Genomic DNA, 12,731 nt, shown 5'->3' with positions numbered 1-12,731 from the left:
CCGTGGATGTCTCACTGCGCCCGGTCATGGACGGCGACCTGCCGCTGTTCTTCGCCTGGATGGCCGACCCCGAGTCGGTCCGCACCGCCGCCTTCACCAGCGAGGACCCGACCGACCGGCGCGCGTTCGACGCCCACTGGGCGCGCATCCTGGCCGACGGGTCCGTCGTGATGCGTACGGTGCTCGCCGACGGTGCGGTGGTCGGCAGCGCCGGGATGTACGGACCGCCGGACAGCCGCCAGGTCACCTACTGGATCGACCGGGCGCAGTGGGGCCGCGGTCTGGCCACCGCCGCGCTGCGGGCGCTGCTCGACGCCGTACCGGAACGTCCGGTGTACGCGCGTGCCGCGGCCGACAACACGGGCTCGCGGCGGGTGCTGGAGAAGTGCGGGTTCACGGTCACGGGCAAGGACCACGGCTACGCGCACGCGCGTGGCGAGGAGACGGACGAGCTGCTGTTCACCCTGCCGGGGTGAGGGCGGGGCGGTGCGTCTCCGCCGTGCGGCGGAGGCGGATCGTCGCCGGGCAGGACGTGCCCGGACGGCCCGCGCGCGAGCGTGGACGTCATGACACAGACACCGCTCGCACCCATGCCGGAACCGGCGGCCGCCGCGCCGGTCACGAGCCGCCTGCGCACCGCGCTCCGTTGCGTCGCGATCGCGTCCTGCCTGCCCTACATGCTGCTCAAGGCCGCCTGGATCTCGGGCAGTCACCTCGGGGTCCCCGACGGCAGCTCGCTCCTCGACCACCGCACCACGATGATCGTCGCCAACAGCCTCTCGGTCCTGATGGACAGCGCGGTCGTGGTCATCGCGCTGCTGCTCACCCAGGCCTGGGGCCGCCGCGTGCCCGCCTGGCTGCTCGCGCTGCCGATGTGGGCGGCGACCGGCCTGCTGCTGCCGATCATGACCGGCTACCCGCTGCAGCTGCTGGTCAAGGCGCTGGGCGGGGAGATCACCGCCACCGGCGGGTCCGCGCGTCCCTTCCTGGACGAATGGGTCTTCGCCGTCGTCTACACCGGCTTCATCATCCAGGGCCTGACCCTGGGCACCCTCTTCGCGCTGTACGCGAGGGACCGCTGGGGTCACCTCTGGCAGGGCACGCTGCGTGAGCTGCCCGACAGCCCCACCGCCCCGCCCTGCGGGCCGCCGCCGTCGCCGCCTCGCTGATCGCCCTGGTGCCCGGCACCATGCATCTGCTCTGGGCCGCCGGCTCGACCACCGGACTCAACGAGGCCGTGATCGACGAGAGCACCAGTGGCTCCCAGGTGCTCGACGCGGTCGACGTCCTCTTCGCCGCCGCCGCCGTCGCCGGGGTCCTGCTCCTCGCCTTCCGGCGCGGCTCCGCGCTGGCACTGCGGGTGCCGCTCGCCCTGGCCTGGGGCGGGTCCGGGGCGATGGCCTGCTGGGGCGGCTGGATGAGCATCGCCTCGCTGAGCAATGTCGACGACATCGCCCATCAGCCCACTGCCGCGATGGTGCTCGTCTACGCTGTGCAGATGCTGGTCGGGACGCTGGTGATGACCCTGGGCGGGTACTTCCTCGTGGAGCGCGCGGCGGGAATCCGGCCGCCCGCCGGCCTCCGGGCGTGACGCTGCTGCTCGGGCCGCGGGCCCGGCTGCGCTGGCTGCACCTGATCATCGGCGGCGCCCTGCTGATGCCGTACTTCCTGGTCGGCACGGTGATCGTCGGCTCGTACAGCGCGGACGCCAATGTCTTCAGCTCGCCGGTCAATCAGCTGACCGCCTTCGCCTTCGCCCTGCCGATGGCCGCGGTGACCGCGTTCTTCCCGCTCGCCCGGCCGCTGTCGGTGGCCGCCGCCCGCGCGCTGTGCGGTCTGGCGCCGCACCAGCAACTGGCCGACGGGCCGGCCAGGACCCGGCAGGCGCGGGTCCGTACGGCGCTCTGGTACACCCTGCACGTGGCGCTCGGCGGCATCGTCAGCGGGATGACGCTGGCCCTGACCCCCTTCGCGGTGGGCGTGACACTGCTGCCGTTCTTCGCGACCACGCGGAACTCCCGGATGCTGCACATGCCGCAGGCGCTGGACCGGCCGTGGCTGGTGGCCCTCGCTCCGCTCGCCGGGATCGCGATGCTGGCGGCGCTGGCCGGCTGCGCGGCCGCGGCCGGGGCGCTGCTGGCGGACCGGGCGCCGGTGCTGCTGGGGCCGACCCCCGACGACCGGCTGGCCGCCGCCGAGCGCCGGGCGGCCGATCTCGCGGTGCGCAACCGGCTGGCCCGGGAACTGCACGACTCGGTCGGCCACGCGCTCAGCGCCGTCACCCTCCAGGCGGGCGCGGCCCGCCGGGTCCTGGACAGCGACCCGGATTTCGTCCGCGAGGCCCTGACCGCGATCGAGGAGACGACCCGGCGCACGGTCGGCGAGCTGGACTCCGTGCTCGGGCTGCTGCGGCGCGGCGAGGACGCGTCGGGGGACGCCGACGAGCCGGCGGGGCCGGGGCTCGACGCGCTGGACGGGCTGCTGGCCCACTGCGGGGTGCCCGTCTCGTACGCCGCCGAGGGCGACCCGGGCTCGGTGCCCGAGGCCGTGGCGCGTCAGGCGTACCGGATCGTGCAGGAAGGGCTGAGCAATGCGCTCCGGCACGGCGGGCGGGGTGCGCCGGTCCGGCTGCGCATGACGGTGCACGCGAGGGAACTGGAGATCGTCATGGACAGCCCGCTTCCCGGGCGGCCGCTCCCGGTGCGCCCCGGTGGCGGTCGCGGGCTGCGCGGCATCGCCGAGCGGGCCGTACTGCTCGGCGGCCGTACCGAGGCCGGACCGCACGACGGCGGGTGGCGGCTGACCGCCCGCCTCCCCCTGCACCCACCCGCACAGGAGCAGCGATGAGTACGCCGACGGTCCGGATCGTGGTCGCCGACGACGAGCGCATGGTGCGTACCGCCCTGCGGGCCATCCTGGACGCCGAGGCGGGTCTGGAGGTCGTCGGTGAGGCGTCGACGGGCGCCGAGGCCGTCTCCGTGGTGCGCCACCTGCGCCCCGACGTGGTGCTGATGGATGTGCGGATGCCGGAGATCGACGGGATCCGGGCGACGGAGCAGATCCTGGCCACGCTCGATCCGGCGCCCCGCATCGTCGTGGTCACCACCTTCGAGAACGACTCCTACGTGTACGACGCCCTGCACGCGGGGGCGGCGGGTTTCCTGCTCAAGCGGGCGGCGGCCGAGGACCTGGTGCAGGCGGTGCGGCTGGTCGCCCGCAGCGACTCGCTGCTCTACCCCGCGGCGGTCCGCACTCTGGCCGCCGAGTACGGGAGGCGGCAGCCGTCCGCCGCGCCCGCCTGGGTGGCCCGGCTCACCGACCGGGAGGCGGACGTGCTGCGGCTGATGGCGACCGGCCTCACCAACGCGGAGATCGCCGCGCGGCTGCGGGTCGGCCCGGCGACGGCGAAGACCCATGTGGCGGCCGTCCTGGCGAAGACCGGCGCCCGGGACCGCACCCAGGCGGTCATCGCGGCGTACGAGTCGGGGTTCATCACACCGGGCTGATCCGGCTCCGCGGCGGCGCCGATGAGGAATGGGTGAGAAGCGGCACACCCGGGAACGGTCCGCCGCGCCCCGCACGTCCTCTGTACGGGATGAACAAGACGATCAGGCGCGCCTCGGTCTTCTCGCTGCTGCTGGTCCTCGCCCTGCTGGGGCGGGCGACCTGGGTGCAGGCGTACCAGGCACGGGCGCTCGCAGACGACGACCACAACCGGCGGAACACCATCGCGCAGTACGCGCAGCCGCTCGGCGACATCATCGTGGCCGGTTCGCCGGTCACCGGATCGAAGAGGACGGAGGGCAGCGATCTCGCGTACAAGCGCACCTACAAACAGGGCGACCTCTACGCCGCCGTCACCGGCTACGGCTCACAGGCCTACGGCTCCACCCAGCTCGAAGGCATCTACAGCCATGTGCTGGACGGCACCGACGACCGGCTGAAGAACCCCCTGGACATGCTGACCGGCAAGAAGACCGAACCCGGCGACGTCCTGACGACCATCGACCCGGACGTGCAGCAGGCGGCGCACGACGCGCTCGGCGACGACAAGGGCGCGGCCGTCGCGATCGACCCGAAGAGCGGGCAGATCCTCGGCATGGTCTCCTCCCCGTCCTACGACCCCTCGGACATCAGCGGGACGACGGACGGCGACACCTGGAAGAAGCTGCTGGCCGACCCGGACAAGCCGCTGGTCAACCGCGCCCTGCGGCAGCCGCTGGCGCCCGGTTCGACGTTCAAGCTGGTGGTGGCGTCCGCCGCGCTCGAGGACGGTCTCTACAGCTCGGTCGACGAGCACACCAAGAGCCCCACCCCGTACACGCTGCCCGGCACCAGCACCCCCCTGAAGAACGAGAACGCCTCCGCGCCCTGCGAGAACGCTTCGCTGCGGGTCGCGCTCCAGTACTCGTGCAACAACGTCTTCGGCAAGGTCGCCGCCGACCTCGGCCAGGACAAGGTGCGGGCGATGGCGGAGAAGTTCGGCTTCAACACCGAGAAGCTCGACGTGCCGGTCCGGGCCTCGGAGAGCCTCTACCCGGCCAGGATGGATGACGCGCAGACGGCGCTGACGGGCATCGGCCAGTTCGAGGTCACCGCGACACCGCTGCAGATGGCCATGGTCTCGGCGGCCCTCGCCAACGGCGGCGAGCTGGCGGCGCCGCACATGGTCTCCAAGGTGACGGACGCCTCGGGCGGCACGCTGGAGGACTTCGCGGACGGTGACATGAAGCGCGTCGTCTCCTCGTCCACGGCCGAGCAGCTGCGCAGCGCGATGGTGACCGTCGTGGAGCAGGGCACCGGCACCAACGCCCGCATCGACGGGGCCGAGGTGGGCGGCAAGACGGGCACCGCGGAGAACGGCGTGGGCAACAGCAACACCCCGTACGCCTGGTTCACCTCGTACGCGAAGGACGACTCGAGCGGCCAGCAGGTCGCGGTCGCGGTGATCGTGGAGGACTCCGGTTCGGCCGCGTCGGAGGTCAGCGGCAACGGCCTCGCGGCCCCGATCGCGCAGAAGATGATGAAGGCCGCGTTGGCGAGATGACACGCGGGCGTGACGTCCGGGCTGCGAAGCGCTTCCGCACCCCCGGTGACGACGCCGGCTCCGGGACCGTCGCGGGCCACACGGGGCTGCGCACCCGTTGGCCCGCACCCCAGGCACCGCCCGAATCGGGCGGTGCCTGGGGGCGTCTCTACTTCACTCCGAGCAGCTGCTCGATCGGGTCAATGGCGAAGTACACCGCGAAGAGCACCGAGGTGCCCCACAGCAGCCAGTGCACCTCGCGCGCCTTGCCGAGGCACGCCTTGATGACGACGTACGCGATGAAGCCGGCGCCGATGCCATTGGTGATGGAGTACGTGAACGGCATCACCGCGATGGTCAGGAAGGCCGGGATGGCCAGCTCGAAGCGGTCCCAGTCGATGTGCTTGACCTGGGTCATCATCAGGAATCCGACCGCGATCAGCGCCGGCGCCGCGGCCTGCATCGGCACGATGGTCAGGATCGGGGTGAGGAACAGGGCGAGTGTGAACAGGCCGCCGGTGACCAGGTTGGCGAAGCCGGTGCGCGCGCCCTCGCCGACACCCGCGGCCGACTCGATGTAGGTCGTGGCGGAGGAGGCGGAGGCCGCGCCGCCCGCGACGGCGGCCGCGCCGTCGATGAACAGCACCCGTCCCAGGCCCGGGACCTGGCCACGCTCGTCGAGCAGTCCGGCCTCGGCCGTGACGCCGACAACGGTGCCCATGGTGTCGAAGAAGTCGGACAGGATCAGGGTGAAGACCAGCAGCACCACGGTCAGCACGCTCACCTGACCGAACGAGCCGAACAGGTCGAATTTGCCCAGCAGCCCGAAGTCCGGCGAGGCGACGACCTTGTCAGGGATCTCGGGCACAGTCAGGCCCCAGGACTTGACCTCGGCGAACTCGTTGACCACCACGGCGACCACGGTCATCAGGACGATGCTGATGAGGATCGCACCCTTGACCTTGCGGGCGAGCAGCACGATCGTCAGGAGCAACCCGGCGCAGAAGACCAGCATGGGCCAGCCGCTCAGCGTGCCGGTACCGAGCTGGACCGGCACGGTGGTTCGGGCGACATCCGGGATGCGTGTGACAAATCCGGCGTCGACGAAGCCGATGAAGGCGATGAACAGGCCGATGCCGACGCTGATGGCCTGCTTGAGCGGCTGCGGGATGGCGTGCATCACCGCTTCTCGTAGCCCCGTCAGGACGAGAACGCAGATCAGCAGGCCCTCAAGCACGATGAGGCCCATCGCGTCGTCCCAGCTCATGAGCGGCGCGATCTGGAAGGCGACGACGGCGTTGAGTCCGAGCCCGGCAGCCAGAGCCAACGGCAGATTGCCGCCCACCCCATGATCACTGTCATCACGGCGGCCACCAGAGCCGTGGCCGTGACGAGTTGGACCGCATCGAGCTGGTCGCCGAACTTGTCCTTGGCGCCGCTCAGGATGATCGGATTCAGCACGAGAATGTACGCCATCGTGAAGAACGTGGCGAACCCGCCGCGTATCTCCCTTGCGTACGTCGAACCGCGCTCCGTTATCCGGAAATAGCGGTCAACTGCCGATCCCGATCCGGATCCTGCGGCAGGCGGTCCGGCTGGATCCGCCTTGCCGGTCGCAATGGTCTGCATGGTCTCTCCTGTGATGTCTACAAGTAGCCGCGAGGAGTGCACACCCCCGCGCAGGCGCACGGCACGGCAGGAGTCAACGCACTGGTGGGACACGCCGGTATCCGGACAGCGGACGTCATGGACGAACGCACATACGGCGACAGGACGTGTGTGCGGATCATACGCACGCCGGAAGGGTGCCGGATTCCCCTACGGCAAAGGGAGTTCAGGTTTCCCAGATATCTCGAGACGCACCATTTCGACACTTCCCCTCGCCATTTCCTACAAAGGAAAGCGCGCGCATTTCCGCTAAATCCGAAAATTAGTGACACCAGGCAATGGCCAGCACGACGGTCGCCCCTAACCTGTGCCCGTGCAGCATCCCCCTCAGACGATCCGGCACCTCCCTTCAACGCACGTGCCGCCCGGGCGCTCCGCGAGAGCCTGGGCATGGCTCCCGGGCACGTGGCCTACGGCATGTACGCCTCCTACGGGATGACCCACGTCACCGCGGACCACATCATCAACTGGGAGCGCGGCACCGCCCACCCCTCTGCGAGCGAACTCGCCGCACTGGCAGGGGCGTTGTGGTGTGCTCCGAGTCAGCTCATCGGGGCTCCGCGAACCCTGCGGGAGCACCGCCTCGCGCGCGGGCTCGCCGTCGAGGACATAGCCCGCGCCACCGGCCTGGAGGTGCACGCCTACCTGCTCATGGAGTCGACCGGGGAGTGGGCCGGCAACAGCCGCCAGTCCGCGGCACTCGCCGCGGTCCTCACGCTCAGCCCGCGGGACTTCATCACGGTGACCGGACTGAACGGGGAACTGGCAGAGCTGCTGCACGACGCGGTCAGCACGCGATGGCAGGCCCACACCCGCCCGATCGCCCGCCTGCTGTCCGTGGACCGCAAGGAGCTGTCGGGCCCGTTGCGCGAGATGCACCAGGAGTACCAGGCGCTGATGGCGGCGACCCTGAGCAGGGCCGGCGGTTCATCGGCCTCGGGCGCGGCGGGGCAGCGCTACCTCGAAGAGATCCTGGACCACTTCTGGTCGAAACTCCCGCCCTCCCAGTGAGCGGCCGGGTGCGGGCAGTTGACCTTGGTCCGAAGGGTTCAGGTTTTCGCCGGGATACGCCTAACTTGGTTGTGCACCGCGTCGAAGCGCTTCCGGGGTGCGCTGGTACGCTCACCCACCGCGCTCTGCGGACCTGACCGGACCGGACACAGCCGGCGGCCTGAGCGCACGGATTCGGATGCAGGGAGAACATACCCGTGGGCACATCCGTCGACGATGCCGCTGCCGCCGAGTTCCATGAGTTCTTCGAGGCCCACTACGCCGAACTCGCCCGGCTCGCCCACCTGCTGACCGGTGAGGCCGATGCCGCCGACGATCTGGCCGCCGACGCCCTGCTGGCGCTCTGGCACCGCTGGGACCGGGTCAGGAACGCCGACCATCCGGTGGCGTACGCGCGTGGGGTGGTGGCCAACCTGGCCAGGACCCGGATCCGCAGTGCCGTGCGCGAGCGCCGCCGGATCGCGCTGTTCTGGGCGCCGCGCGGCGGCGCGGACGGCTACGCGGTCGACGGTCCGGACGTGTCGGCGGTGGTCGATGTGCAGGGGGCGCTGCGCAGACTGCCGTTCCGCAAACGCGCCTGTGTGGTGCTGCGGCATGCCTTCGACCTGTCGGAGCGGGACACCTCGCTGGTGCTCGGGATATCGGTGGGTACGGTGAAGAGCCAGACCTCGCGCGCCGTCGCGGAACTGCAACGGCTGCTCGGTCCCGATACGCCCGCCGCGCACGTACAGGTGGCCGTCGCGGCGCAGCGCACCGGAGGAAGTCAGTGATGGACGAGGAGTTGCCCCGACGGCTGAGGGACGCCGCCCAGGCGCACCGCCCCGACCGGGAGCGGATGCTGGCCCGCATCGAGCGGGGGATGACGCGGGACCGCCCGTCGTCCCGGGTGTCGCGCCCGCCGCGTGCGGCGACGCCGTGGCTGCGGGTGGCGGGGGCGACGGCGGCGGTCTGCGGGGTGCTGGCGGTCGGTGCGCTCGCCGTCACCTCCGCCGGTGACGGCGGTTCGCAGGGGCAGCGGGTGGCGGCCCCGCCGGCCTCCCCCACGGCGACCGGCGGGGCCGCGACCCAGCCGGTGCCCGGCGGTGCGCTGCGCAGCGAGGACGGTCCGCTGTGGACGGACGGCGCCGTCGACCCGCACAGCAACGCGTACTGGGCGCAGAGCAATGTCACGCTGAAGACGGCCGAGCGCCTCTCCTCACTCACCGTCGAGCTGCGGATCGCGCTCACCGGCGGGGTGAGCACCACCGGTTCCTGGCGCTCGCTGCCCGAGGAGGACTTCTCCGTGTCGGCGACCGAGGACGGGGGCTTCCTGGTCTACCGGTGGGCGCTGAAGCCGGGGCGGACCGTCCCGGCCGGCACGCACATGTTCGCCGGGCAGTACAACCACGCGGAGGGCGAACGGGACGCGACGGGCGACTACCTGACGGCGCACGCGGTCCGCACCTCCGGTCAACGGGTCTCGGTCGGCGACCGCTTCGGCCGGGACCACTGACCCGCCGCCGGCCGGCCGCCGGCGGAAAAAGAAACAGCGGATCCCGGCAACCCTTGTTCCCTGCGGTGGCGACCAAGGAGCGCAACGCTCCCCCCACCATCGAGGAACGGGACACGGATATGACGAAACGAGCCGCACCACCCGCCGGCCGTGCGCGGCGCACCGGCCGCCGCCGCATGATCTCCGCCTCGGCCACCGCACTGGCCCTCACCGGAGCCGCGCTCACCACCGGCCTCCTGGTCCAGTCGGCCGACGCGGCCCCCACCGCCGCCGTTGCCGGCTGGCCCACTCCCGCGGGTTCGCAGGCGGTCCCGGCGACCATCGAGGTCTCCGGGACGTACGACGGCGGACTGAAGCGCTTCTACGGCAGCGGGGACCTGGGCGACGGCGGCCAGAGCGAGGACCAGGACCCGGTCTTCGAACTGGCCGACGGAGCTGTCCTGAAGAACGTCGTCGTGGGCTCCCCCGCCGCCGACGGCATTCACTGCCTGGGCAGTTGCACCCTGCAGAACGTCTGGTGGGAGGACGTCGGCGAGGACGCCGCATCCTTCAAGGGCACCTCGTCGGGGGCCGTGTACAAGGTGACAGGCGGCGGGGCCAAGGGCGCCGACGACAAGGTCTTCCAGTTCAACGGCGCGGGCAGCCTGACCGTCAGCGGGTTCCAGGTCTCGGACTTCGGCAAGCTCGTGCGGTCCTGCGGCAACTGCTCCAAGCAGTACAAGCGCACGATCACGGTCAGCGACGTCGATGTGACGGCGCCCGGCAAGTCCCTGGTGGGGATCAACACCAACTACGGTGACACCGCCACGCTGCGCTCCGTCCGTATCCACGGCGACAGCAGCAAGAAGATCAAGCCGTGCGTCCGCTACACGGGCAACGACAGCGGCGCCGAGCCGAAGGAGACGGGCAGCGGCCCGGACGGCACGTACTGCAAGTACTCGGCCTCGGACATCTCCTACGGCTAGGGCGTGTTTTGAAAGTAGCGTCGTCCGCCCCGAAGGGCGGGCCCGGCGGCGCCTGGTGCGTGCGATCGCAAGGCGCGGATGTGGCCTCGTAGCGGAGCTACTAGGGCATTTCCGCAACGCCGCGAGCGTGCGTGCCAGGCGCCGCCGGGCAGGCGGGACTTTCAAAACACGCCCTAGGAGTTGCCGGACGGGGAAGGGGTGGGGGCCGCGGCCGGCCCCCACCCCTTCCCGTTGCCCGCTGCTCAGCGCAAGCGGCCCGCTCCGGCTCCGCGGCCGACGATGCCCGGGACGGCGCGCGGGTTGTCGATCCGGGTACGCAGGACCGGCGTCCAGCCGGCGCCCTCGGTGAGCTGCTCCTCGGGAACGCCCGCGTTGTGGACGGCGACGAGGTCGGTCCTGCGGCCGTTGACGTAGTTGTCCGCGGCGGTGATCGGGGACTCCTTCCACTTCTTGATGACGGTGGCCGGGTCGACCTGCGCGGCCAGCGTGAAGGCGTTGTGCTCGGCGACGATCCGGGACTCCATGCCCACGCCGTAGCTGTAGCCGTAGGCGCTGCCGGCGGTGGCGACGAAGTGGTTGTTGTAGGAGTCGACGGCGCCGAAGCGGACCCGGGGCGCGCGTTCCTTGAGGTCCTGGAAGAGGTTGTGGTGCAGGGTGACACGGAGCTTTCCGCGGTCGATCGCCGCGGTGGCGGCGCTGTCGCTGTTGCCGATGAGCATGGTCTTGTCGTGGTTCTTCAGGACGTTCCAGGAGACGGTGACGAGGTCGGCGCCGCGCACGATGTCGAAGAGGCCGTCGTGCTGCTGGAACAGCTGGCCGTAGTAGCGGGGCTGGTCGGCGTCGTGCCGGTCGCCGTCGCTGAAGGTGTTGTGGTCGACCCAGACATGGCTGGAGCCGGTGACGACGAGGTTGTCGTACTCGGAGTTCCAGGCCCCGGTGGCGGTGTCGGTGGGGTCCCACTGCGGGAAGCAGTCGTAGGTGTCCTCGAAGGAGATGTTGCGGACGATGACGTTCGAGACGTCCCGCACCTGGAGGCTGGCACCGATCACCGTGGCGTCGTCACCGACGCCGACCAGGGTGGTGTTCGAGGGGACCGCGACCTCGACGGCGGCCTTCTGCAGGGCGGCGGAGGCGAGCCGGGCCTCCTCCAGCGGTCCGCTGGGGACCTCGGTGGTGCCCCAGGTCGCCGGGTCGTACGCGGCCAGGTACGCGTCCAGGGTGTAGCCGTCGGTCTGGTAGGCCTCGCAGTCGATCGGGTCACCTGCGGCGTCGGCGTTGCCGTGGATGGTGCCGTCGATCCGGATGATCTTGGGCGCGTCGCCCGCGTCCGCGAACGCGGCCATGAGTTCGGCCCGGTCGGAGACGGTGTAGATGTGGTCGCGGGTCGCCCTGGCGCCGCCGGTGGTGGAGCCGTCTGCGGCGGCCCAGCCGTCGCCCCCGGCGAGTACGGCACGCTCGATGCCGCTGCGGTGCGGAGCGGGGTGGCCGTGGCCGGAGCCCTGATGGTGTCCGGTGGCCTGGGCGGGGACGGACACGGCGAGCGCCAGTGAGGCGCAGCCCATCACCAGGGCAATGGCACGGGCATGACTCATGCGTGCGGGCATGGCGAATCCTTCGACGGTGAGGTGGTGCGGCGATGGAGACGTGCTGTGGGGCCGTGGGGAGTGGTCAGGCCTGTGGCCAGGTGATCCACTCGGGGGGTACCGGGGAGCCGGTACGGCGTACGTCGCGCGGGGTCAGGACGCGCTCGTCCCGCAGCGCCCCGGCGACGAGCCGGGCGGCCTCGATGGCACCGCGCGGCTGGAAGTGCGTGTTGTCCTGCTGTCCGTCGGGGTAGTTGGGCGACTCCCCGGGCTCCAGCCAGTTGAAGTACTCCCGGGTGCCGTCCGGGCCCAGTTCCTGCCAGCGCGCGAGCGTGAGCGCCTGGAGGTCGAGCAGGGGCACGCGCTCCTCGGCGGCCAGGGCGCGCATCGCGGCCGGGTACTCGCCGTGGCTGGGCGTCGCCGTGCCGTCGGCGGCGAAGCGGCGGCGCTCCACCGGGGTGAGCAGGACCGGCTGCGCCCGGCGGTCCCGGGCGCCGCGCACGTAACTGCGCAGGTGCTCCTGGTAGGTGGTCCAGGGGTCGGTGCCGCGGGCCGGGTCCTCGGTCTTCTCGTCGTTGTGCCCGAACTGGATCAGCAGGAGGTCGCCCGCACGCACCTCCTCCAGCAGCGCGGTGAGCAGCCCCTCGTCGATGAAGCTCTTCGAACTGCGGCCGTTCATGGCGTGGTTGGCGACGGCGAGCGGCCGGCCCAGGTAGAACGGCAGGGCCATCCCCCAGCCGGTCTCGGGCGCCGCGTCGGCGTATTTCTGCGCGGCCGTCGAATCGCCCGCGATGTGCACGGTGCGGGGGCGGGGGCGCCCGCCCGGGCCGTGCGCGACGGCGGGGGTGGCGGCCAGCGCGAGCGGAAGCGCGACCAGTGCGGCTGCGGTGCGTCTGCGGGTGAGTGACACGGGGAGCTGCCTCTCTCGTGGAGCGTACGGACACGTGCGAGACGTAGCTGCGGTGCGGGGTTGCGGGAGGTGAGGA

10 protein-coding genes and 2 pseudogenes are annotated in these 12,731 nt (G+C 71.4%); 9 read left to right on the top strand and 3 right to left on the bottom strand.

Features of this window, described 5'->3' with window-relative positions; translation table 11 throughout:
- Nucleotides 1–2: 2 nt before the first annotated feature.
- The 5 genes and pseudogenes from LNW71_RS26080 to LNW71_RS26060 all read left to right on the top strand — a co-directional run bounded on the left by LNW71_RS26080 (nt 3) and on the right by LNW71_RS26060 (nt 5,047).
- Nucleotides 3–476, top strand: coding sequence for a GNAT family N-acetyltransferase (locus LNW71_RS26080; protein ID WP_308294520.1), 474 nt, complete (start codon nt 3–5; stop codon nt 474–476).
- 114 nt (nt 477–590) lie between these two features.
- Nucleotides 591–1,591, top strand: a pseudogene (locus LNW71_RS26075) (hypothetical protein).
- The gene (locus LNW71_RS26070) at nt 1,588–2,847 is read left to right on the top strand and encodes a histidine kinase (RefSeq protein ID WP_250970447.1); all 1,260 of its coding nucleotides are present in this window, start codon (nt 1,588–1,590) and stop codon (nt 2,845–2,847) included. Before LNW71_RS26075 ends, LNW71_RS26070 begins: the two are co-directional and overlap by 4 nt.
- A complete protein-coding gene (locus LNW71_RS26065; RefSeq protein WP_250970446.1) occupies nt 2,844–3,506 on the top strand; it encodes a response regulator transcription factor in 663 nt (220 codons plus the stop codon). Before LNW71_RS26070 ends, LNW71_RS26065 begins: the two co-directional genes overlap by 4 nt.
- A gap of 89 nt (nt 3,507–3,595) precedes the next feature.
- Nucleotides 3,596–5,047, top strand: a complete 1,452-nt coding sequence (locus LNW71_RS26060) for a penicillin-binding protein 2 (RefSeq protein WP_250970445.1) — start codon at nt 3,596–3,598, stop codon at nt 5,045–5,047.
- 148 nt (nt 5,048–5,195) lie between these two features.
- Here LNW71_RS26060 and LNW71_RS26055 read toward each other — a convergent pair.
- Nucleotides 5,196–6,655 (bottom strand): annotated as a pseudogene (locus tag LNW71_RS26055) (NCS2 family permease).
- Between the two features lie 429 nt (nt 6,656–7,084).
- Between LNW71_RS26055 and LNW71_RS26050 the strand changes: the two are divergent.
- The 4 genes from LNW71_RS26050 (at nt 7,085) to LNW71_RS26035 (ending at nt 10,162) form a co-directional block, all read left to right on the top strand.
- Nucleotides 7,085–7,705: a helix-turn-helix transcriptional regulator gene (locus LNW71_RS26050; protein WP_250970444.1), complete on the top strand. Its 621-nt coding sequence runs from the start codon at nt 7,085–7,087 to the stop codon at nt 7,703–7,705.
- Nucleotides 7,706–7,902: 197 nt separating this feature from the next.
- The gene (locus LNW71_RS26045) at nt 7,903–8,475 is read left to right on the top strand and encodes a SigE family RNA polymerase sigma factor (protein WP_250970443.1); all 573 of its coding nucleotides are present in this window, start codon (nt 7,903–7,905) and stop codon (nt 8,473–8,475) included.
- Nucleotides 8,475–9,197: a hypothetical protein gene (locus tag LNW71_RS26040; RefSeq protein WP_250970442.1), complete on the top strand. Its 723-nt coding sequence runs from the start codon at nt 8,475–8,477 to the stop codon at nt 9,195–9,197. The genes LNW71_RS26045 and LNW71_RS26040 overlap by 1 nt, the downstream gene beginning before the upstream one ends.
- Before the next feature lie 119 nt (nt 9,198–9,316).
- Nucleotides 9,317–10,162, top strand: coding sequence for a pectate lyase (locus LNW71_RS26035; protein ID WP_250970441.1), 846 nt, complete (start codon nt 9,317–9,319; stop codon nt 10,160–10,162).
- Between the two features lie 242 nt (nt 10,163–10,404).
- Here LNW71_RS26035 and LNW71_RS26030 read toward each other — a convergent pair whose 3' ends face one another.
- Nucleotides 10,405–11,766 (bottom strand): pectate lyase, encoded by a 1,362-nt coding sequence (locus tag LNW71_RS26030; protein ID WP_250970440.1) that lies wholly within the window; start codon nt 11,764–11,766, stop codon nt 10,405–10,407.
- 64 nt (nt 11,767–11,830) lie between these two features.
- The gene (locus LNW71_RS26025; protein ID WP_250970439.1) at nt 11,831–12,655 is read right to left on the bottom strand and encodes a rhamnogalacturonan acetylesterase; all 825 of its coding nucleotides are present in this window, start codon (nt 12,653–12,655) and stop codon (nt 11,831–11,833) included.
- Between the last annotated feature and the right edge of the window lie 76 nt (nt 12,656–12,731).

This window comes from Streptomyces sp. RKAG290 (genome assembly GCF_023701695.1).
Lineage (GTDB): Bacteria > Actinomycetota > Actinomycetes > Streptomycetales > Streptomycetaceae > Streptomyces.
Note: the sequence above shows the minus strand (reverse complement) of the source record. Positions and strands in the feature narration are given on the sequence as shown.

Coding starts and splice junctions, on each gene's coding strand:
- LNW71_RS26030 (WP_250970440.1), bottom strand. CDS start 11,766: ATGCCCGCACGCATGAGTCATGCCCGTGCCATTGCCCTGGTGATGGGC.
- LNW71_RS26065 (WP_250970446.1), top strand. CDS start 2,844: ATGAGTACGCCGACGGTCCGGATCGTGGTCGCCGACGACGAGCGCATG.
- LNW71_RS26060 (WP_250970445.1), top strand. CDS start 3,596: ATGAACAAGACGATCAGGCGCGCCTCGGTCTTCTCGCTGCTGCTGGTC.
- LNW71_RS26040 (WP_250970442.1), top strand. CDS start 8,475: ATGGACGAGGAGTTGCCCCGACGGCTGAGGGACGCCGCCCAGGCGCAC.
- LNW71_RS26050 (WP_250970444.1), top strand. CDS start 7,085: ATGGCTCCCGGGCACGTGGCCTACGGCATGTACGCCTCCTACGGGATG.
- LNW71_RS26035 (WP_250970441.1), top strand. CDS start 9,317: ATGACGAAACGAGCCGCACCACCCGCCGGCCGTGCGCGGCGCACCGGC.